21 protein-coding genes are annotated in these 21,120 nt (G+C 69.0%); 15 read left to right on the top strand and 6 right to left on the bottom strand.

All coding sequences use genetic code 11. The annotated features are described in order from the left end of the window. Positions 1-25: 25 nt before the first annotated feature. The 6 genes from OTERR_RS13535 to OTERR_RS16605 all read left to right on the top strand — a co-directional run bounded on the left by OTERR_RS13535 (position 26) and on the right by OTERR_RS16605 (position 6,192). A complete protein-coding gene (locus OTERR_RS13535) occupies positions 26-646 on the top strand; it encodes a DUF4442 domain-containing protein (protein WP_149426091.1) in 621 nt (206 codons plus the stop codon). 25 nt (positions 647-671) lie between these two features. Then, entirely contained in the window at positions 672-2,171 is a 1,500-nt protein-coding gene (locus tag OTERR_RS13530) for an aldehyde dehydrogenase family protein (protein ID WP_149426090.1), read from the top strand. Then, a complete protein-coding gene (locus OTERR_RS13525; RefSeq protein ID WP_149426089.1) occupies positions 2,168-2,752 on the top strand; it encodes a hypothetical protein in 585 nt (194 codons plus the stop codon). Before OTERR_RS13530 ends, OTERR_RS13525 begins: the two co-directional genes overlap by 4 nt. A gap of 10 nt (positions 2,753-2,762) precedes the next feature. Then, on the top strand, positions 2,763-4,367 hold the full coding sequence (locus OTERR_RS13520) for a GMC family oxidoreductase (RefSeq protein ID WP_149426088.1): 1,605 nt from the start codon (positions 2,763-2,765) through the stop codon (positions 4,365-4,367). 224 nt (positions 4,368-4,591) lie between these two features. After that, positions 4,592-5,230, top strand: coding sequence for a DUF2802 domain-containing protein (locus tag OTERR_RS13515; RefSeq protein ID WP_149426087.1), 639 nt, complete (start codon positions 4,592-4,594; stop codon positions 5,228-5,230). A gap of 98 nt (positions 5,231-5,328) precedes the next feature. After that, the gene (locus OTERR_RS16605) at positions 5,329-6,192 is read left to right on the top strand and encodes an SPOR domain-containing protein (RefSeq protein WP_054620226.1); all 864 of its coding nucleotides are present in this window, start codon (positions 5,329-5,331) and stop codon (positions 6,190-6,192) included. Between the two features lie 52 nt (positions 6,193-6,244). On the opposite strand, the gene OTERR_RS13505 is transcribed toward OTERR_RS16605, so the two are convergent. Then, positions 6,245-6,628, bottom strand: coding sequence for a tetratricopeptide repeat protein (locus OTERR_RS13505; RefSeq protein WP_223115952.1), 384 nt, complete (start codon positions 6,626-6,628; stop codon positions 6,245-6,247). A 229-nt stretch (positions 6,629-6,857) separates the two neighbouring features. Here OTERR_RS13505 and nosZ point away from each other — a divergent pair, with 229 nt between their 5' ends. The 9 genes from nosZ to OTERR_RS13455 all read left to right on the top strand — a co-directional run bounded on the left by nosZ (position 6,858) and on the right by OTERR_RS13455 (position 16,706). Continuing rightward, positions 6,858-8,807, top strand: coding sequence for a TAT-dependent nitrous-oxide reductase (gene nosZ, locus OTERR_RS13500; RefSeq protein ID WP_054620228.1), 1,950 nt, complete (start codon positions 6,858-6,860; stop codon positions 8,805-8,807). Between the two features lie 259 nt (positions 8,808-9,066). Beyond that, positions 9,067-11,214, top strand: a complete 2,148-nt coding sequence (locus OTERR_RS13495; protein WP_187775356.1) for a NosR/NirI family protein — start codon at positions 9,067-9,069, stop codon at positions 11,212-11,214. Further along, positions 11,207-11,632, top strand: coding sequence for a hypothetical protein (locus OTERR_RS13490; RefSeq protein ID WP_054620229.1), 426 nt, complete (start codon positions 11,207-11,209; stop codon positions 11,630-11,632). Before OTERR_RS13495 ends, OTERR_RS13490 begins: the two co-directional genes overlap by 8 nt. An 80-nt stretch (positions 11,633-11,712) precedes the next feature. After that, entirely contained in the window at positions 11,713-12,978 is a 1,266-nt protein-coding gene (locus tag OTERR_RS13485; RefSeq protein WP_246154185.1) for a nitrous oxide reductase family maturation protein NosD, read from the top strand. Then, complete coding sequence (locus OTERR_RS13480) at positions 12,968-13,960, top strand: ABC transporter ATP-binding protein (RefSeq protein WP_149426085.1); 993 nt, start codon at positions 12,968-12,970, stop codon at positions 13,958-13,960. The genes OTERR_RS13485 and OTERR_RS13480 overlap by 11 nt, the downstream gene beginning before the upstream one ends. A gap of 3 nt (positions 13,961-13,963) precedes the next feature. Continuing rightward, positions 13,964-14,788: an ABC transporter permease gene (locus OTERR_RS13475; protein ID WP_054620230.1), complete on the top strand. Its 825-nt coding sequence runs from the start codon at positions 13,964-13,966 to the stop codon at positions 14,786-14,788. Continuing rightward, a complete protein-coding gene (locus tag OTERR_RS13470) occupies positions 14,785-15,336 on the top strand; it encodes a nitrous oxide reductase accessory protein NosL (protein ID WP_054620231.1) in 552 nt (183 codons plus the stop codon). The genes OTERR_RS13475 and OTERR_RS13470 overlap by 4 nt, the downstream gene beginning before the upstream one ends. 27 nt (positions 15,337-15,363) lie before the next feature. Beyond that, positions 15,364-16,050: a hypothetical protein gene (locus tag OTERR_RS16420; RefSeq protein ID WP_246154182.1), complete on the top strand. Its 687-nt coding sequence runs from the start codon at positions 15,364-15,366 to the stop codon at positions 16,048-16,050. Positions 16,051-16,058: 8 nt separating this feature from the next. Continuing rightward, positions 16,059-16,706 (top strand): nitrous oxide reductase accessory protein NosL, encoded by a 648-nt coding sequence (locus tag OTERR_RS13455; RefSeq protein WP_149426084.1) that lies wholly within the window; start codon positions 16,059-16,061, stop codon positions 16,704-16,706. Between the two features lie 69 nt (positions 16,707-16,775). Here the strand turns inward: OTERR_RS13455 and OTERR_RS13450 are convergent, their stop codons facing one another. From OTERR_RS13450 to prfA, 5 genes are all read right to left on the bottom strand, one after another. Continuing rightward, complete coding sequence (locus OTERR_RS13450) at positions 16,776-17,333, bottom strand: hypothetical protein (RefSeq protein ID WP_149426083.1); 558 nt, start codon at positions 17,331-17,333, stop codon at positions 16,776-16,778. Further along, complete coding sequence (locus tag OTERR_RS13445) at positions 17,326-18,408, bottom strand: Ldh family oxidoreductase (RefSeq protein WP_054620234.1); 1,083 nt, start codon at positions 18,406-18,408, stop codon at positions 17,326-17,328. Before OTERR_RS13445 ends, OTERR_RS13450 begins: the two co-directional genes overlap by 8 nt. 138 nt (positions 18,409-18,546) lie before the next feature. After that, positions 18,547-18,906 (bottom strand): Grx4 family monothiol glutaredoxin, encoded by a 360-nt coding sequence (gene grxD, locus OTERR_RS13440; protein ID WP_054620235.1) that lies wholly within the window; start codon positions 18,904-18,906, stop codon positions 18,547-18,549. Between the two features lie 110 nt (positions 18,907-19,016). Then, positions 19,017-19,979 carry a peptide chain release factor N(5)-glutamine methyltransferase gene (gene prmC / locus OTERR_RS13435; protein ID WP_149426082.1) on the bottom strand — a complete coding sequence of 321 codons (963 nt, stop codon included), beginning with the start codon at positions 19,977-19,979 and terminating at the stop codon, positions 19,017-19,019. A gap of 5 nt (positions 19,980-19,984) precedes the next feature. Beyond that, positions 19,985-21,067 (bottom strand): peptide chain release factor 1, encoded by a 1,083-nt coding sequence (prfA, locus tag OTERR_RS13430; protein WP_054620237.1) that lies wholly within the window; start codon positions 21,065-21,067, stop codon positions 19,985-19,987. Between the last annotated feature and the right edge of the window lie 53 nt (positions 21,068-21,120).

Below are 21,120 nucleotides of genomic sequence, written 5' to 3'. Positions count from 1 at the left end.
TCCCGTTTTTTCGGTACCCACTGCTATGCGTCCCAAACTGATCGACCGTGTGCCCGCCGCCTGGCGGGCAACGCTTTTGAAGTGGGGGTTCAACCTCTACCCCTCCTACCGCGCTACCGGCGGAAGGGTGGTGCATGTCTCCCGCGACCTGGACCGGATCAAGGTGGTGCTGCCCTATTCGTGGAAAACCCGCAATCCGGCCGGCGCCCTGTTTGGCGGCAGTCTGTATGCCTTTACCGATCCCATGTTCGCCATGCTGCTCGCCTTGCAACTGGGCAATGACGTGATCGTCTGGGATAAGGCCGGCAGCATCCGCTATAAGCGTCCTGGGCGCAGCCACCTGTTCGCCGATTTTTACATTCCCGTCGAGCGGGTCGAGGCGATCCGCCGCGAGGTGCTGGACAAGGGGGAGTGCACACCGACGTTCTGCGTCGAACTCAAGGACCGCCACGGCGTGGCCCACGTGGAGCTGGAAAAAACCGTCTACGTGGCCACCAAGACTTTCTACAAGGCCAAGCTGGCGGCCCGGGCCGAGGCGGAAGACGGAACGGGAGACGCGTCCCTGCCACCACCGGAGGTTTTGGTGCAGCTGGAACGCCCCGCCGCTGGGCCGGCGCCTGGCGCTACCCGCCAACACGCCGCCTGAACGCCATACCCTGCCTGGAGCCGTCATGACCGTCTCCCCCTTTCCCGGTACCGGCCATTCCCCGGCCGTCTCCTCCGGCACGTTCCCGGCGCTGGATGCGGCCTTCGCCGAATCGCGCCGTGGCTTCGCCGCCCAGCCGATGCCCCGGGCGGCCGTGCGTCGCGCCCACCTGGCCGCTCTCGCCGATGCATTGCGCCGGCAGGGGCCGGAACTGGCCGCGGCCATCGCTGCCGACTTCGGCGGCCGCCCGGTCCGGGAAACCGAGTTGCTCGAACTCTTTCCCAGCCTGGCCGGCATCGCCGACGCCCGGCGCCGCCTGGCCGGCTGGATGCGTCCGCGCAAGCGTCACGCCGGGCTGTGGTTCTGGCCGGCCCGCGCCCAGGTGCGCTACCAGCCTCTCGGCGTGGTCGGCATCGTGGTGCCGTGGAACTATCCCTTGTTCCTCGCCGTGGGGCCCCTCACCGCCGCCCTGGCTGCCGGCAACCGGGTGTTGATCAAGTGCTCCGAGCATTCGCCGGCCTTTGCTGCCCGTTTTGCCGAACTGATCGCCGCCACCTTCGCGCCGGACCATGTACGGGTGGTACGCGAGGCTCCCGGTGATGACCCCCTGGCCTTTGCCCGGGCATTCACTCGCCAACCCTTCGACCATTTGCTGTTCACCGGCTCCACCGCCATGGGGCGGCGCGTGATGGCGGCCGCCGCCGCCAACCTCACCCCGGTGACCCTGGAGCTGGGCGGCAAGTCGCCGGCCCTGGTGGCCCCCGGCGCCGACCTGGCCCTGGCTGCCGACCGCATCGTCTTTGCCAAGCTGGCCAACGCTGGGCAGACCTGCGTCGCCCCGGACTACGTGTTGCTGCCGCGGGGGCAGGAAGACGCGTTCATCGCCCATGCCCAGGCCGCGGCGGTACGCCTCTACGGCCATGCCGCCAGCCCCGACTACGCCGCCATCGCCCACGAGCATCACTACAAGCGCCTGCGTGCCTGGTCCGACGAGGCGTTGGCCAGCGGCGCCGTGCGCCATCCGCTGTTGCCGGATCAGGCCTCGGTCGGGCGGCGTCTGGTGCCGGCCATCTTCACCGGGGTGGCCGAGGATGCAGCCTTGCTTCAGGAAGAAATCTTCGGCCCCCTGCTACCCTTGGTGAGTTACGACCGCCATGAGGATGCGCTGGCCTACATCAATCGGCGCGACCGCCCCCTGGCCCTCTACCTGTTCGATCCCGACCCGCTGCGGGTGGCGGCCACTCTGGACGCCACCGCTTCCGGCGGGGTGGGGGTGAACGATTGCCTGCTCCACGTCGGCGTGGACGACCTGCCTTTTGGCGGGGTCGGGGCGTCCGGGATGGGGCGCTACCACGGACATGAGGGCTTTCTCACCTTTTCCCAGGTGCGCGCCGTGTTGCGCCAGGGGCGCTGGACTCCGGCATCCCTGCTTCATCCGCCCTACGGAGCGTCGGGCGGCACTTGGCGGGGGCGCCTGCAGCGCCTGATCCTGCGGCTGATGCTCGGCCGGCCGCCGTGCCCATGAGCACGCCTACGCCACATTCCCCCGGCGTCGCCGAGGGGCTCGCCTCCCCGGGGCGCCGCCGCGTCCTGGCCGCGACCCTGGCCGGCGGCCTGGCCCTGGCATCCGCCGCCTGGTGGGGCAGCCGGGGCGACGGCTCGCGCCTCGACGACCCGGGCCACGTTTACCACTTCCTCGATGCCGCCGACCGGGCGGTTTTGGTGGCGTTGGCCGGCGCACTGCTTGTCGGAGTCCGTCCCGCCTTCTCCCGGGAGCATGGCGCGGCCCTGGCCCAGGGCGTGGACATTGCCATCGCCGGCCTGCCGCCGCGCACCCGGGACGATCTGCGCACGCTCTTCGATCTGCTCACCGCCCGGGGCGGCCGGGCCGCCTTGCTCGGCCTGGGTGGCCTGGCCGATGCGGCGACACCCTGGCAGCACATCAGCCCGGCGCAGGCCGCCCGGGCCCTGGCGGCCTGGCGCGATGCCGACCTGGCCTTGCTCAACAAGGCTTACGCCGGTCTTCACGATCTGGTTCTGGGCGTCTGGTACGGCGACCCGGAGCACTGGGCCGGGACCGGCTACGCCGGCCCGCCCCGCCTGTGAGGCTCCTGTCATGAGTCAGCTTCCCGATCCCGTCGGCGACGCCTTCGCCGGCCCCTGGCGCGCGCGCCATCTGGACGGCGCCACGCTGGGCGAAGACCGCGCCCTGTCCGCCGACGTGGTCATCGTCGGCAGCGGCGCCGGCGGCGGGGTATGCGCCGAGATCCTGGCCCAGGCCGGGCTGTCGGTGCTCCTGGTGGAAGAGGGGCCCCTGCGCACCTCCCGGGACTTCAACATGCTGGAGCGGGAGGCCTATCCGGCCCTCTACCAGGAGTCCGCCGGGCGCAAGACCGTAGACGAGGGGGTGGGCATCCTCCAGGGGCGGGCCGTGGGCGGTTCGACCCTGGTCAACTGGTGTTCCAGCTTCCGCACCCCGGCGGCGACTCTGGCCCATTGGCGCGACGTCCATGGGCTGGCCGAGTTCACCCCGGAGGTCCTGGCGCCCTGGTTCGAACGCATGGAGACGCGGCTGTCGGTGGCCCCCTGGTCGGTGCCGCCCAACCGCCACAACGGTCTGCTGGCCGAAGGGGCGGCGCGCCTGGGGCTTGCGCCCAAGGTCATCCCGCGTAACGTCAAGGGTTGTTGGAACCTGGGCTATTGCGGCATGGGCTGCCCGACCAACGCCAAGCAGTCGATGCTGGTCACCACCATCCCGGCGGCCATGGCCGCCGGCGCCACCCTGCTCTCCCGGGTACGCGCCGAGGCGCTGCTGCACGACGGCTCGCGGGTCCAGGGCCTGCGCGCCCATCCGGTCGATGCCTTCGGCCAGGTGCGCCGGGGCGTGACCCTGACCCTGCGCGCCCGCCACGTGGTGGTGGCTGCCGGGGCCATTGGCAGCCCGGCCCTGCTGCTGCGCTCCCGGGTGCCCGACCCCTACGGCACCCTGGGCGCCCGCACCTTCCTCCACCCGGTGCTGCTGTCCGCCGCCACCTTTGCCGAGGCGGTCAATCCCTTTGCCGGGGCGCCTCAGTCGATCTACGTGGACGATTACCTGTGGCCGAGCGATGGCTCCCTGGGCTTCAAACTCGAGGTGCCGCCGGTCCATCCCCTCATCGCCGCGGTGGTGATGGGCGATTTCGGCACCCGCCACCAGGAGTTCATGGCTGGCTTGGCCCACAGCCACATCGTGCTGGCCCTGGTGCGCGACGGCTTCTCGCCGGACAGCCCCGGGGGGCGGGTGGTGCTCGACGGCTACGGCGACCCGCGTCTCGACTATCCGCTCAATGCCACTTTTTGGCAGGCGGCGCGGCGCGCCTGGCAGGCCATGGCGGAGATTCAGTTCGCCGCTGGCGCCGGCAGCGTCATGCCGGTGCATCTGGACGCCCGCCCCATGGCGGCGGGGAGTGCGGCGGAGGCCCAGTTGGCGCGACTGCCCCTCAAGACCGGCCGCGCCCGGGTGGTCAGCGCCCACGTCATGGGCGGCTGTGCCATGAGCCCGGAACCCCGGGGCGGCGTGACCCGGCCCGATGGCTGCCACCACCAACTGGAAGGCCTCAGCGTGGCCGATGGCAGCCTGCTGCCCACCTCCCTCGGGGTCAATCCGCAGCTGACCCTCTACGCTCTGGCGGCGCGGCTGGCGACCGGCCTGGCGGCGAGTCTGCGCCAAGGGGGGCGGTGATCGGGTCGCCGGTTGCCACCCGGCGGCCCCTGCGCAGTCGATCAATTCCGCCCGGTGCACGGCGCTGGCGGCTGTCCGGGCCTGCCCACCGGCTGGGCAAGAAAACCACGGCCCTGGCGGGGCGGTGGGGGCGAGGCCTCTGGCATAATGCTTGGTCGTGGTGCCAGACGGCCCGATTTCCCCCTTTCCCTTCCCCGCTGCAATGACTGTTTTCGTGTTTGCCCATGTTTGATTTGGCAGCCCTTGGTTTTCCTGCGGGCACCGTCCTGAGCGTGCGCGACGCCCTGTTGGCGATCGTCGTATTGCTTGCCGTCTACATCCTGGCGGTGGTGTTGCGCTACCGCCGCCTGCGCCGCCAGGCCGAGGTCGAGGCCGCCAGCGAGAGCGTATCGCCCGAGGACGCGCCGGCCGTGCCGGTGGCCAAACGGGCCGAGGCAGGGCCGGCCACGGGCGCCCGGCTCTACGCGGCCGTCCAGGAGACGGCCCCGCCTTCCGTCGCCCCCGTGCGCGAACAGCCGCGGGAGCCGGCCATGGCGCCGGCCGCGCCGGTGATTCCGCCCCGGCCCATCAACCTGGCCGCCGAAGTGGCCGATACCCCGGTGGTGCAGGCCATCGAGCGCGACCTGACCCAGTTGCGCCAGGAAATCGTGCGCTTGCAGGGTGAGCTGGCGGTGGTCCAGGATGAGATGCGCGAGCGCTTTGCCCAGCTCCAGGCGACCCAGCACATGTCGCCCCTGTACAGCGACGCCATGCAGATGGCTGCCGCCGGCCACGATGCCCAGACCATTGCCGACCGCTGCAACATCGCCCGGGCCGAGGCCGACCTGGTGGTGGCCCTGGTGCGCAACCAGGGCGGCGGCTAAGTCAGGTTAAGGCCGGCGAAAGCCGTTGATTGAGCCGGGCGAGTGCCGTTGCACTGCCCGTTGTTTCCCTCTCCGCCCTCAGGCAAGAAAGCGACGCGATGGCCGAACCCCCCGTCAAGAAACGCCCCAGCCCGAAGCCGGCGGCCAAGAAGGCCGCTCCTGCCGCCGAGGCCCAAGCGCCTCAGGACCAGCTCAAGCGGACCCTGGTCAAGCGCATGTCCCTGGCCGCGGTGCTGATCGCCATTCTGCTCGGCACCCTGGTGCTGTTCGACCACCTGTCCACCACCGTCGAGGTGGAGGCGCCCGCCGCCCCCCGGCCGGCGGCGCCACCGCCGCGCACCGAGGTGACCCAGCCGGTTACGCCGGTGGAGCCCAAGGCCGAAGAAATCAAGGTCGAGCCTCCCGTCGTGGCCGCTGCCCCCGAAGCGACGTCGGCGGCTCCCGCCTCCGCCTTGCCCGAACCGCCCCAGGTGGCCGCCCAGCCGGCAGCGTCCGGCCGTCCCAGCGCTGCCGTGGCCGCGCCTCGGGCAACGCCGTCGTCAGCGGCCGTAACCCGGACGCCCCGGGTTGGCGAAGGGGAGGGCACAGCACCATTGCGCAGCGAGCGGCAGGCGGGCAACGGCCGCGCCGTGGCGGCGCCCAGCGCGCCCTTGGCTCCCGTCGCCCCTGCCGCTGCAGCAGCCCCTCAGGCCCCCGCCGCTCCTGCGGCTCCCGCCATGATGGCCGCGCCTCCGGCGCCGGCCCGGCTGTTCTCGGGCTATGCGGTGCAGGCCGGGGTATTTTCCGAAGTGAAGCGGGCCGAGGAGTTGCACGCCAAGCTTCAACTCAACGGCATTCCTTCCCATCTGGAAGCCCGGGTGGTGGTGGGGCCGTTCAAGAACCGGGCCGAAGCGGCCGCTGCCCGTGCCAAGCTCAAAGCCCTGGGCGTCGAGGGGGTGCTGCTGCCACCTGCACGGCGCTAGGGCGCCGTTCCCGCCGCAGGACCGCTTTCGGCGGTCGCTACATTCCTGGCCGTCAAGGCCGCTCCTCACCGCCGGCCGGCGGGACGTTCGTCCCGTCGGCCGTTGTGTTTTGTGCCCGGGCCTTTTCGATGCGCCGGGCGAATACGGCCATCTCCTTGCCGGCCTGCACGTCGCCCCGGGCGTTGGCGGCGGCGATGCCGTCGCGCCAGGCGGCCAGGGCCCCGTCGCTGTCGCCCGTGTCGACCAGGGCATGTCCGAGGCCTTTCCATGCCGCTGAGTAGCGGGGATCCAGTTCCACCGCCTGACGGAAATAGAGGGCCGCCCTGGCCGGATCGCCGGCCTTGCGCCACTCGGTACCCAGGGAAAAGCGCAGCAGGGCGTTATCCCGGGGGCCGCCGAGCAGCTTTTCCAGGGTGGCAATGATCGGCGGTGTCATGGTGGAGTCTCCAAAATGAGGGCGCGGCTGGGGAGGATGGTAGAGCGTTGTGGGCTGGCGCAATAGCGCTCGTGCGCAAGGTTTTGACGACTATTTTGCCGTTTTTGCACAGATCAAATTCCCTGGGCGAGGGCGGGCCTAGAGTCCCACCTGCGACAAATCGCCGCGGACGGCACGCCGGCGAGTGAAGCGGCACACAACGGGGGAATGCGCCCCCAGGGAGATCACAATGGACAAGCAAGACAAGCATCAGGTGGAAACGCAACTGGAAGTGGCCCAGGCCGACCTCGGCCGTCGTCGCTTCCTCAATACCGCAGCCCTGACCGGCCTGGCGGGGGCGGGGCTGGCCACTGGCCTGGCCGCCTGTAAGGAAGACAAGCCGGCTGCCGGCGCCGCCGCACCCGCTGCGGCCAGCCACGCCGAGGGCGGGATGAAGATCCACATGGCCCCGGGCGAGTTGGATACCTACTACGGCCTGTGGTCCGGCGGCCACTCCGGCGAGATGCGCGTGCTGGGCCTGCCTTCCGGCCGCGAGATCAAGCGCATCCCCGTGTTCAACATGGACTGCATGAGCGGCTGGGGCATCACCAACGAGTCGAAGAAGATCATGGGCACCAAGCCCGACGGCTCGCTCAAGTACCACATCGGCGATACCCACCACGTCCATGCCTCGTACACCGACGGCACCTACGACGGTAAGTACGCCTGGGTGAACGACAAGATCAACAGCCGCCTGGCCCGCATCCGCCTCGATACCTTCGAGTGCGACAAGATCACCGACATCCCCAACATCCAGGGTTTCCACGGCATCTTCCCGGACCGCTGCGACCCGGTGGACGAGAAGATCAACCACACCACCCGCGTCTTCTGCGGCAGCGAATTCCACCTGCCCCAGCCCAACGACGGCCGGGACATGGATGATCCGAAGAAATACGGCACCCTGTTCACCTGCGTCGATGCCGAGACCATGGACGTGCGCTGGCAGGTGAAGATCGACGGTAACTGCGACCTGGTGGCCACCTCCTACGACGGCAAGTTCGCCGCCACCAACCAGTACAACACCGAAGGCGGCGCCAAGTACGAGGACATGATGTCCGCCGAACGCGATGCCTGCGTGTTCTTCAACATCGCCCGCATCGAGCAGGCGATCAAGGACGGCAAGTTCAAGACCATCGGCGATTCCAAGGTCCCCGTGGTGGACGGTACCCGCGAGTCCAACCAGGACCCGAAGACCGCCCTGACCTGCTACGTGCCGGTGCCGAAGAACCCCCACGGCGTGAACGCCAGCCCGGACGGCAAGTACTTCATCTGCTCCGGCAAGCTGTCCCCCACCGCCACGATCATCGAGATCGCCCTGGTGCACAAGTTCTTCGCCGGCGAACTGAAGGATCCCCGCGATGCCGTGGTCGGCGAACCTGAACTGGGTCTTGGCCCCCTGCACACCGCCTTCGACGGCCGTGGCAACGCCTTCACCACCCTGTTCCTCGACAGCCAGATGGTGAAGTGGAACGTGGAAGCGGCGATCAAGGCCTTCAAGGACAAGAACGTCAAGTACGTCATCGACCGCCTCGACGTCCAGTACCAGCCGGGCCACACCAACGCGTCCATGAGCGAGACCAAGGAAGCCGATGGCCAATTCCTCGGCGTGGGCTGCAAGTTCTCCAAGGACCGCTTCCTGCCGGTGGGGCCGCTGCATCCGGAGAACGAACAGCTGATCGACATCCGTGGCGAGAAGATGGTGCTGCTGGCCGACCACCCGGTCTACCCGGAGCCCCACGACTTCATCATCGTCAAGCGCGACAAGATCAAGCCGCGTCAGGTGTACAACCTGGACGACTTCCCCCTGGCCACCAAGGATGCCAAGGATTCCCGCATCGAGCGCAACGGCAACAAGGTCACCGTGCACCTGGTGTCCCAGGCGCCGGCCTTCTCGATGCGCGAGTTCAAGCTCAAGAAGGGCGACGAAGTCACCATCATCCTCACCAATCTGGACAAGGTGGAAGACCTGACCCACGGCTTCGCCATTCCCAAGTACGACGTGAACTTCATCGTCAACCCGCAGGAAACCAAGTCGGTCACCTTCAAGGCCGACAAGCCGGGTGTGTTCTGGTGCTACTGCACCCACTTCTGCCACGCCCTGCACCTAGAGATGCGTTCGCGCATGATCGTGGAGAAGTAATCCTCGGTTGATTCACCCGCATGGAGAGTTGGGGGAGACGCTTGCGTCTCCCTTTTTTTCCTTGGCGCGTCCGGATTACGGGCGCGGGATGTTCCCCGTAATTTTTCGTCTTGATTTGCGTTAAGGGCAGATGGGGCGCTGTAAATCACCATTTGCTGAATTACAGATCAGGGAGTCGTAGATGATGTTCGCTCGCCTTTGCCGGCGTTTTTCCCGGACCCTCGCCGGCGGTCTGCTCGGCACGGTCCTGGCCGGCGCCATGGTGCTCCTGCCCGGGGCTGTCGGCACGGTTCGCGCCGATTCTTACGAAGCTGCCTTGCCGCCTGAACTGCATACCTCACCGCGCATGTGCGACTACGTGCCGTGCCGCGAGGTGATGCCCGGCGCCGACAGTTTTTCCGAGCGGCGCGGCCAGCCGCCCTTCGTCGAGGCCTACAAGACCGAGGGGGGCGAGAAGAAGTTGGTCGGCTACGTCATGCTGTCCACCGACATCGTCGATATCCCCGCCTACTCGGGCAAACCGGTGGTCACCCTGATCGGCATGGATACCGCCGGCCGTTTCGCCGGGGTGAAGATCCTCAAGCACTCCGAACCGATCCTGCTGCTCGGCATCCCCGAGTCGGCCCTGATCAAGTTCAATGAGCAGTACCTGGGCAAGTTTGTCGGCGACCAGATCGAGATCGGCAAGGCCCGTCCCGAAGAGAGCATCATCGGCCTGGACGCCATTACCGGCGCCACGGTCACCGTGATTGCCCAGAACCAGGTGATGATGGTCTCGGGTGGCGAGGTGGCCAAGCAGGTCGGCATCCTCAAGCCCCAGGTGCGCCCGCCCGCCACCTTCATCGACACCGGTGAGACTCTCACCTGGGACCAGCTGGTCGCCGAGGGCAGCATCGCCCGGCTCACCGTCAAGCCTCAGGACGTGGGGTTGGTGAGCGACGGTCGGCCCTACGTGGATCTCTGGTTCGGTCTGCTCAACGTGCCCACCGTGGGCCGCAGCATTCTCGGCAAGGACGGCTACGAGCGCCTGATGTCCGGGCTGCACCCGGGCGAGCAGGCCCTGTTCGTCATCAAGAGCGACGGCATCGAATCGTTCAAGGGCTCCGGCTTCGTCCGCGGCGGCCTGTACGACCGGGTCCAGGTGCGCCAGGAGCGCGACACCTACACCTTCCGCGACCTGGACTACCTCAACCTGTATGGCGTTTCCGCCGCCGGGGCGCCGAGCTACACCGAGTCGGCCATCTTCATCGTGCGCGGCAAGACCTTCTCCGCCGCCTACCCCTGGCAGTTCGTCTTCCTCGCCAACAAGCTGGACAAGAGCACCGGGGCCAAGACCTTCGCCAACTTCGACCGGGAGGTGTGGCTGCCCGCCCGCTACCTGGAAGGTGGTCGCCCGGTGGTGAAGAAGCCCGATGCGCCCTGGCTGAAGATGTGGAAGGACCGGGCCTGGCAGATCGCCGGCTTCGTCGTCCTGCTCATCGCCGTGGCTACCGTCTATGCCCGTCGCGACGCCCTGGTGCGCCGCGCCAGCCGCAAGAACAAGTGGCCGGTTAACGCCTTCAAGTACACCGGCTGGGTGGTGTCCATCGGCTTCGTCGGCTTTTACGCCATGGCCCAGCCGTCGATCACCCAGGTGCTCACCTGGTTCCACTCCCTGCTGTTCCAGTGGAAGTGGGAGCTGTTCCTGTCCGACCCGTTCATCTTCATCTTCTGGGTCTTCATCATCGTCACTGTCTTCCTCTGGGGGCGGGGCCTGTTCTGCGGCTGGCTGTGCCCCTTCGGCTCGCTCTCCGAGCTGCTCTACAAGGTGGGCGAGCGCATCGGCCTGAAGCGCTTCCAGCGCCAGCTGCCGAAGGCGCTGCATGACAAGCTGAAGTGGCTCAAGTACGCCATCTTCCTCGGCCTCCTGGCAGTGTCGTTCTTCTCCATGCCCCTGGCGGAAAAACTGGCCGAGGTCGAACCGTTCAAGACCACCTTCCTGGTCGGCCTGTTCAACCGCTCCTGGCCCTACACCCTGTTCGCCGCCGGCCTGCTCGGCTTGTCGATCTTCGTCGAGCGGCCCTTCTGCAAGTACCTGTGCCCCCTGGGCGCCTCCCTGGCCATGCCCACCACCTTCCGCTGGTTCGGCCTGAAGCGGAAGCAGGAGTGCACCAGCTGCAACGCCTGCGCCCACGGCTGCGGCTCCCAGGCCATCGACAAGGACGGCCGCATCGACCAGCGCGAATGTCTGCTCTGCCTCGACTGCATGGTCCTCTATCATGACGACCACGCCTGCCCGCCCCTGGTCCAGGAGCGCAAGCGCCGCACCAAGGCCGGCCAGCCCCTGACCCCGATCGGCCAGGACGGTTACTTCATCCCCATCATCCCGGTGCCTGCCGCACCCCTCAAGGAGACGACCCATGGTTGATCCGACCATGCTCACCGACCCGGTCCAGCCGGCCTATGCCGACGGGGCCGCCCCCCGACGCCTGCTGGCCGAGGCCTGGGACCACCTGTGGCCGTGGAGCCGGGTGGGGTTCACGCAGCAGAAGCTGGTCCAGGCCTTGGGCCTGGCCCTGGCGGTGGCGGTGACCACCGTCTGGGTGCTGGCCGGCATGGGCGAGATGGGCGCCGGCGCCCTGATCGGCTGGTGGGTCGGCTGGAGCGCCTGCGAGGTGCTGGTGCGCCGTTCGGCCAAGCCCTACGTCAAGGAAGGCCCCTGGTGGGGGCGGCGTTACCGGGCCGCCAGCCTGATGGATCTGATCTGCTACGTGGCCTTCAAGAACCTGCTGGTGGGCGCCCTGCTGTTCCTCACCCTGAAGGCCCTCGGCCGGGTGGTGGTGTGACCATCGATTCGTTCAGGCCGCGGGGTCAAACCCCGCGCCAGTCCTCGATCTTCGGGCGGTGCCTGTGGATCGCCGCGTCCTTGCTCGTTCTTCGGGCAGGGGGGCTGGAGGCGGCCGACTGGCGCGTCGTTCCAGGCCAGTCGATCCAGACCGCCATCGACCGGGCGGCCGCCGGCGACACCGTCACGGTGGCCCGGGGCCACTACCGGGAAAACCTGCGCATCGCCAAGCCCCTCACCCTGCGTGGTGAGCGGCCCGAGCAAAAGCCCACGGTGGACGGTGGCCTCAAGGGCGACACCATCCGCATCGTCGCCACCGACGTGACCGTGGCCGACCTCAACGTGGTGGCCTCCGGCGAGGACCTGGGCGAGCAGAACGCCGGCATCTACATCCAACCCGGCGCCCATCGCGCCCGAGTGAGCGGCTGCACCCTGGCCGACACCCTGTTCGGCCTCTGGATCGAGGGCGTCGAAGATGTGGCGGTGAGCGGCAACGTCATCACCGGCAAGCGCGACCTGGGCTCTTCCCAGCGCGGCAACGGCATCCAGCTGTACAACACCGAGCGCGCCCGGGTCGAGAACAACCGCATCAGTTTCGTGCGCGACGCCCTCTACGTCGATGTCTCGCACCATGCCCTGTTCCGCGGCAATCGCCTGCACGATAGCCGCTATGGCACCCACTACATGAACTCCTACCACAACGTCTGGGAGGACAACGAGGTGTACCGCAACCGGGGCGGCCTGGCGCTGATGGAAGTGCGCGACCAGGTGGTGCGCAACAACCGGGTGTGGGGCAACTCCGACCACGGCATCATGCTGCGCACCATCCAGGATGCCATCGTCGAGAACAACGTGGTGGCCGGCAACGCCCGGGGCTTCTTCATCTACGACGCCGAATACAACACCCTGTGCGGCAACCGGGTGATCGACAACGATGTGGGCGTGCACCTGTGGGCCGGCTCGACCCGCAACACGGTGGAAAACAACGACTTCATCGCCAACCGGGAGCAGGTCAAGTACGTCGGCGCCCGGGACGAGGTGTGGGGCGGCAAGGGCGACGGCAAGGGCATCAAGGGTCACGGCAACCACTGGAGCAACTACGTGGGCTGGGACCGGGACGGCGACGGTATCGGCGACGTCGGCTACGAGGCCAACGACCTGGTGGACCGGCTCTCCTGGCGCCACCCCATGGTCAAGCTGCTGCTCGCCAGCCCGGCCATCCAGACCTTGCGCCTGATTGCCCAGCAATTCCCCCTGCTCCGCGCCCCCAGCGTGGTGGACCGCTACCCGGCGATGCACCCGGCGGACCCGCACTGGAACCAATGGCTGAATACTCATGAACGCTGATACGTCCCTCTCCCTGGCGGCCATCGCGACGGCTCCGCCGCCGGCGGCCCCGATTGCCCTGCGCGGTGTGGAAAAGCGCTTCGGTCCCGCCGGTCAGATCCGCGCCGTGGCCGGCGTGGATCTGGATATCCCGGCTGGTGCCCTGTTCGGCCTGATCGGCCATAACGGCGCGGGCAAGAGCACCCTGTTCAAGATGATGCTCGGCCTGATCACCCCCAGCGCCGGCAGCATCACCGTGCTCGGCCGGCCGGTGAACGGCCCGGACTTCCGTCAGGTGCGCCGCTCCATCGGCTACCTGCCGGAAAACGTGGTGCTCTACGACAACCTCACCGGCCTGGAGACCCTGCGTTTCTTTGCCGACCTGAAGGGGGTTTCCCACGCCGGCTGCCCGGCGGTGCTGGAGCGGGTCGGCCTGGCCCACGCCGCGGTGCGGCGGGTGCGCGAGTACTCGAAAGGCATGCGCCAGCGCCTCGGCTTCGCCCAGGCCTTGCTCGGCAACCCGCGCCTGCTGTTCCTCGACGAGCCCACCACCGGCCTTGATCCGGAGGCCATCCGCGACTTCTACCGCATCATCGCCGAATTGCGCGGCGACGGCGTGACGGTGGTGCTGACCTCCCACATCCTGGCCGAAATCCAGGAGCGGGTGGATAGCCTGGCCGTCCTCGAAGCCGGTCGCATCAAGGCCCAGGGCACGGTGCAGCAGCTGCGCGACGGCCTGAACCTGCCGGTGACCCTGGCGCTGCGCCTGGCCGAGGGTCACGGCCCGCTGCTCCAGGCGGTGCTGACCGGGCTGCCGGTGAGCGAGGTGACGGCGGAAGAGGGTGCGTCCGCTCCGGTGGATGCGGCTCACCTGCTTCTGTCCTGCCCGCGGGACGCCAAGTTGGCCGTAGTGGCCGCCCTGATGGGGCTGGGCGACCGGCTCCTCGACCTCCAGGTGCGCGAGCCGTCCCTGGAAGACGTCTTTTTTGGAACCCGGGGATAAGCCATGGCCACGCTCGATTTGCACCCCATCGCCGTCATCGCCGGCAAGGAATTCTGGGACCGCATCCGCAACCGCTGGGTGCTGGCGGTTGCCCTGGTGTTCACCGTCTTCGCCCTGTCGATCGCCTATTTCGGCACCGCCCAGCAGGGCAGCGTCGGTTTTCGCTCCATCGACCTGACCATCGCCTCCCTGGTCAGCCTGGTCATCTACCTGATCCCCCTGATCGCCCTGATGCTCGGCTTCGATGCCATCGTCGGCGAAAAGGAGCGGGGCTCCCTGGACCTGCTGCTGACCCTGCCGGTGACCCGGGTCGAGGTCATCCTCGGCAAGTACCTGGGCCTGGCCGGGGCGCTCACCTTCTCGTCGGTGACCGGTTTCGGCCTGGTCGGGCTGATCCTCTCGCCCCAGCTGAGCGTTTCCGCCTTGGGCCACTACGCCGGCTTCATGGGCAGCGCCATCCTGCTCGGCCTGGCCTTCCTCTCCCTGGCGGTGATGGTCTCGGTGTTCGCCCTGGACCGCACCCGGGCCTCGGGGCTGGCCATCGCCCTGTGGTTCTTCTTCGTCCTCATCTTCGACCTGCTCATCCTCGGCGCCTTGGTGGTGAGCGGCGGCCAGTTCGGTGGCGACGTTTTCCCCTACCTGCTGCTGCTCAACCCGGCCGACGTGTTCCGGGTCCTCAACGTCTTTTCCCTCGACGAAGTGCGCACCCTGTACGGGCTGGCCACCGTCTTTCCCCCCGCCCTGTCCCATCCCGCCCTGCTCTGCGCGGTGATGGGCGCCTGGATCGCCGCGCCCCTGGGCGTGGCCATGTGGAGATTCAAGCCATGATCCCCTTCGTTTCCGTTGCCCGCCCGGCCCTCGGCGCCGGGCCCCTGGCCGGCCTGGCCGCCGCCGCCCTGGTGGTGCTCCTGGCCGGTTGCGGCCAGAGCGCATCCGGCCCGAGCGTACCGGTGGAAGTCTCCCGGGACACCTCCTGCGCCCTGGACGGCATGCTGCTCGCCGACTTTCCCGGGCCCAAGGCCCAGATCCACTACGTCGGCGCCGACAAGCCCGATTTCTTCTGCGACACGGTGGAGATGTTCTCCCTCTACCTGAAGCCCGAGCAGCAGAAGCGGGTGCGCGCCCTCTACGTCCAGGATATGGCCCAGACCGACTGGGATGCGCCGCAAGGCCACTGGATCGACGCCAAGAGCGCCTTCTACGTCAAGGACAGCAAGAAGCGCGGCTCCATGGGCGGCACCCTGGCGTCCTTCGCCCAGGAGGCTGATGCCCAGGCCTTCGTGGCAAAAAACGGCGGCACCGTGCTGCGCTTCGACCAGGTCACCCCGGAAATGGTGGTGCTCGACGGCGGCGCCCTCCACGACAAGCGCATGTAAGCGGCCCCCCAACCCCTCCCGAGGAACATGACCATGCACGTCTTCTACGAAGGCCTTGCCCCCGACGAGGCCCTGGCCCTGGAACAACTGGCCAAGCTGCTCTACGAACTGCGCGAGAACCGCCAGCAGATCCTGGCCGCCCACGGTGCCGCCGATGAAGCCGCCCTGCTGGCGGCGATCGCGGCCGGCAGCGTGGCCGAGCACCCGGGCTACGAGAGCTACCTGTCGGCCCTGACCCTGTCCGCCACCCAGGAGGCGGTGCGCGCCGACCTGAAGACCCGCACCCTGGCCCTCAACGGCGCCCCCCTGGCCGCCGACGAGGCCGCCGCCAACAGCGCCCCCGCCGCGGTGTGGCTACTGGAAGTGGCCGAGCCCCTGGAAGAGCGCTGCGGCGAATGCCTGGAGCACCCGGTGGAAGTGAAGCAGGATGCCCTGCTGGTGTTCATCGACGGCGGCGTGCGCCTCGAGGCGCGCTGGGCTGACCCCGATGCCTACGCTTACCGCTGGACCTGGGGCGAGGCCGAGCTGTGCCTGGATACCGCACCGCGCCCGGCGGACGCTGCCCTGGGCGCCGCCCGGGCCCACCTGCACCGGCCCGACGGCAGCGTCGTGCCGGCGCCGGTCACCGTCCCCGGCGCTCCGCCCCTGGAGAACCTGGAAGCCCTGGTGCGTGCCCTGGCCGACGATCCTCTGCTCGGCAGCCACATCGACTGAGCCTGGCCATGGATCGCCCGCCATCTTCTCCTGCCGCCGATCCGGACGCGTCGCGTACCCGGCCGGACCGGGCTTCGGCCACGTCATCCCGGGCCAGCCGCGCCGACCGGGCGCGGCGCGGCTGGTGGCTGATCCCCCTGCGTACCCTGCTGCTGGCTCTGGTGGTGGGCTTTCTCGCCGGCGCCGTGGCCGAGGTGGCGCCGCGCTGGTTCGATCCCCTGCAGCAGCGCGACTACCCGCCCCGGCGCATCGGTGAGAGCGAGCGCTGCCCGGTGTGCGGCATGTATCCGGCGCGCTTTCCCAAGTGGCGCACCCAGGTGGTGTTCCGCGACCGCAGCGGCGCCGCCTTCGATTCGGCGGTGAACCTGTTCCGCTTCCTCAACCGCCTGGAGCGCTATGCGCCGCAACGGCGCCGCGAGGACGTGGCCGACCTGTACCTCACCGACTACGACAGCGGCAAATGGCTGCCCGGCGACGACGCCCTGGTGGTGATCGATTCCAACCTCAGCGGCCCCATGGGCGACGCCGGCCTGCCCGCCTTCGCCAGCCGCGAGGCGGGTCAGCGCTTCGTCACCGAACGGGGCGGCCGGTTGCTGCCGTTCTCGGCGGTGGCCGCCTCCCCGGAGTTGCAGGCCAAGCTGATGGCCGGCCGCTAGGCGCGGCACAACCCGGGCATTGCCCGGAGAGCAAGCACTGGCGCGGACCTTGGCCGGGTCGGCCTGGGCTCAGCGTGCGCAGATGACGCGCCGGTGGTTCCAGGTGATCTGGGCCTCGGTCAATTGCTCGGTGCGCGTCACCCGGCCGCTCGGCTGGTCGAAAACCACGTAGAAGCGGGCGGCCTCGGCGAAATCGTCGCAGAAGCGCCATTCCCAGACCTCTTCGTGGCGCCGCTCGAACAGGGTGATTTCCCGGGGCGGGCCCAGGGTGCGACGCACCGCCTCCCGGTCGTCGCCGAGCCGCACCCGGGCGAAGCCGCGGGGTTCGAGGACATTCTCGATGCCGACCAAACGCCCGCTCGTGTCCAGGGTGACGCGGAAGGTGTGGTAGCCCTCAGGGCCGCGCGGGTAGAGCAGCACCCGCTGGCCCCGGCCATCGTCCTCGGTGAAGGCCAGGGCCGGCTCGCCCATGCGGGCCCGCACCGCCGCTTCGTCGGCGCGCCCCGGCTCCAGGCCGCGGCCGCTGTACTGGCCGGCCAGGGCGCAGCCGGCAAGCAGGACGACCAGGAGCGACGTGGCCAGCCGAGCGGGCCACGGCCGCAGCCGCCGGGGGCTCGACTCAGGCATCGACAGGCACCGGGAAGTGGCTTTCGGCCACGCCCAGTTCCCGGGCGGTGGCGGTGATCTGGGCCCACACCTTGTCGCCGTAATCGATGCCCTTGGCCAACTGCTCGGCGCGCTTGGCCGCCTCCAGTTCCCCCGGCAGTACCACCGGCCGGGCCGGGTCGATCGGGCGGGAGCCGAGGATCCATTCGGTGGCGGCGCGCACCTGGTCCTCGAAAGCGCTGGCGCCCATCTTGTAGGGGTCCATCAGCACCATCAGCACGTTGTTGGTGATCACCCGGGGCTTGCCTTCGGGCTGGCCAAGCTCGGCGCCGCCGCCAGTGACCGCGCCGGCGAGCAGCTCGATCATCACCGACAGGGCGTAGCCCTTGTGCCCGCCTTGCTCGCCGCCGAAGGGCAGGATCGCCCCCGGCGGGGTGGAGAAGAGGGCGCCCGGGTCCAGGGTCGGGTTGCCATCGGCGTCCACCAGAATGCCCGGCGGCAGCTGTTCGCCCCGGGCGTGGGCCACCCGCACCTTGTTCAGCGCCATGGCGGCAGTGGCGAAGTCGAGCACCACCGGCGGCTTGCCGTCGGGACGCGGCACGCCCATGCCGATGGGGTTGGTGGTGAGGCGCGGGTCGCGGCCGCCGTAGGGCACCACGTTGGGTTCGATGTCGATCACGTTGGCCATGATGATCGAGGCCAGACCGGCTTCGGCGGCCATTTCCACGAAGTGGCCGACCCGGGCGCAGTGGTAACTGCGGCGCACCGCCACGGCGGCCACGCCGAGTTGCTTGGCGATTTCGATGCCGGCTTCGGTGGCGCGTTTGACCGCCATGTGGCCAAAGGCCATCTGGCCATCCCACACCGAGATGGCGCCCAGGCGCGAGACTTCCACCCCCTCGGCGGTGGCGTCGACGCCACCGCTTTGGGCGGCCTTGGCGTAGGTCGGCAGCATGGAAAAACCGTGGCTGAAATACCCCACCAGGTCGGCGTGGATCATGTGCTCGGCGACCGTGGCGGCAACCGCCGGGGAACAGCCCAGGGCGACGAGGCTCTCTTGGGCGAAGGTTTGGGCGGCGGCGGCGTCGATCCGCATGGGAAGCTCCTGGGCAAGTGTCGATACGTCCGATGGTAGGCCGGTTGGGGCGCTGCGGGCAACGGACGGCGAAAAGAAAAGGAGCGCCCGGGTGGGCGCTCCTTGACGGCGGCAGGCCGCAGGGGGTGACCGAAAGGGTCAGGCCTGGGGCGTGGTGCCGAGCAGTTGCTGCAGCTCGCCGCTTTGGTACATCTCGCGGGCGATGTCGCAGCCGCCGACGAACTCGCCATTGACGTACAGCTGGGGGATGGTCGGCCAGTTGGCGTAGGTCTTGACGCCTTCACGGATGGCCGGGTGCTCGAGCACGTTCACGCTGAAGATGTCCTTGACGCCACAGGCCTTGAGAATCTGGATCACGGTGCCGGAAAAGCCGCACATCGGGAACTGGGGCGTGCCCTTCATGTACAGCACCACGGGGTGGCCGGTGACCTGTTCGCGGATGAGGTCCTGGATGGCGGGACTGGTGGGGTCCACGTGGGCGCCGGTGTCTACGGTCATGCTGGTTTCTCCTAGGGGTAAAGCAGTATTTGGACGGATCGGGCCGGGCCGGGTTCCGTCGCCGGGTGGGAAATTCTAGCCGAGGGGCGTCGCTGTGGGCGCGATCCGGATCAATTCTGAGTCGCGCCGGCCGACGGCCAGCGGCCGCCGCTGACCCGGTCGAGGCCGGCCAGGTCGGGCCAGGTGGCGACCTCGCCAAACCCGGCGGCGCTGAGCAATTGCCGGCACAGGGGGCCTTGGTCGTAGCCGTGCTCGAGCAGCAGCCAGCCGCCAGGATGCAGGTGGGCCGGGGCGGCGGCGATGATGGCGCGCAGGCAGGCGCCACCGTCGCCACCGGTCACCCCGTCGGTGAGGGCGCCGCGGGGTTCGAAGGGCAGGCCGTCGCCGTCCAGGTGCGGGTCGCCCTCGGCCACGTAGGGCGGGTTGCTGGCGATGACGTGAAAGCGCTCGCCAGGGAGGGCGGAAAACCAGTCGGAGGCGACAAAACGCACCGCCAGGCCGAGGCGCCGGGCGTTGCCTTCGGCTACCGCCAGGGCGGCGGGGGAACGGTCCACCGCGGTGACCGCCACCCCGGGGCTGGCCTCGCGGGCCAGGGCCAGGGCAATGGCGCCGCTGCCGGTGCCCAGGTCGAGCACCTGGAGGGGCAGGGTGGGCAACTCCGCCGCAGGGGCTGCCCGGAGATCGAGGACTGGCGCGGGGTTTGGCGATCCCCCTTCGGAGAGTGGCGTCCTGCCTTGCTTCCGGGCGGCGATGGCCTGGAGTGCCCTATCGACGAGCACTTCCGTGTCGTCCCGGGGAATCAGCACGTCCGGGGTGACGGCCAGATTGAGGCCGCGGAAATGGGCGTGGCGGGTCAGGTAGGCCAGGGGTTCGCCGGCGGCGCGGCGCGCTACCAGGGTGGCGTAGGTGGCGGCCTCGTCGGCGGTGAGGGGCGTTTCGGGGCGCACCCGTAGCTCGGTGTGGCTAATGCCGCAGACGTGTTCGAGCAGCAGCCGCGCATCCAGCCGGGCGATGCGGGCACTGGCCTCGCGCCAGGCCTGTTCCCGGGTGGGGGCACCGGCGTTGCCGCTCATTCCGGTCACGCCTGCTCGGCCAGGTTGGCCAGCTGCTCGGCCTGATGCTCGTTGGCCAGGGCGCCGATCAGCTCGTCCAGGTCCCCGTCCATGATCGCGGCGATCTTGTACAGGGTCAGGTTGATGCGGTGGTCGGTGATGCGCCCTTGCGGGAAGTTGTAGGTGCGGATGCGCTCGGAGCGGTCGCCGGAGCCGATCAGGCTCTTGCGCGTGGCCGCCTCCTTGGCCTGGGCGGCGCGGATCTGGGCATCCTTGATGCGCGCCACCAGCACGCGCATCGCCGATTCCCGGTTCTGGTGCTGGGAGCGGCCGTCCTGGCACTCGGCCACGGTGCCGGTGGGCAGGTGGGTGATGCGCACCGCCGATTCGGTCTTGTTGACGTGCTGGCCGCCGGCGCCGGAGGCCCGGTAGGTGTCGATCTTGAGGTCCGCCGGGTTGATGTCCACGTCGGACACGTCGTCGGCCTCGGGCATCACCGCCACGGTGCAGGCCGAGGTGTGGATGCGGCCCTGGGTCTCGGTCTCGGGCACGCGCTGGACGCGGTGGCCGCCGGATTCGAACTTGAGCCGGGAATAGGCGCCGTTGCCGATGATGCGGCAGATCACTTCCTTGTAGCCGCCCAGGTCCGATTCGGAGGCGGACAGCACTTCCATCTGCCAGCGGTTGCGCTCGGCGTAGCGGGTGTACATGCGGAACAGGTCGCCGGCGAACAGGGCCGATTCGTCGCCGCCGGTGCCGGCGCGGATTTCCAGCACGATGTTGCGGTCGTCGTTGGGGTCCCGGGGCAGCAGCAGCTTCTGCAGCTCCAGCTCGATCTCGGGCAGCTTTTCCTTGGCGGCGGCCAACTCTTCCTGGGCCAGGGCCTTCATGTCCGGGTCGGCGAGCATGGCCTCGGCGTCGGCCATGTCGGCCTCGGTCTGGCGGTAGGCCTGGTAGAGGGTCACCACCGGCTCCAGTTCGGCCCGCTCCCGGGATAGCTTGCGGAACTGGTCCAGGTCGGCGGCGGCGTTTTCCGAGGAGAGCAGGGCGTCCACCTCGGCCAGGCGCCGGGCGAGGGTGTCGAGTTTTTCGCGGATGCTGGATTTCATGGGGGCGAAGTGTACTTGCTCCGCCCCAATCCTCCCAGCTTGGCAGAGCGTTG

Origin of the sequence: Oryzomicrobium terrae (genome assembly GCF_008274805.1) — a bacterium.
GTDB classification, from domain to species: Bacteria; Pseudomonadota; Gammaproteobacteria; order Burkholderiales; family Rhodocyclaceae; genus Oryzomicrobium; species Oryzomicrobium terrae.
The sequence above is the reverse complement of the archived record's forward strand: the minus strand, read 5'-3'. Positions and strand labels throughout refer to the sequence as shown.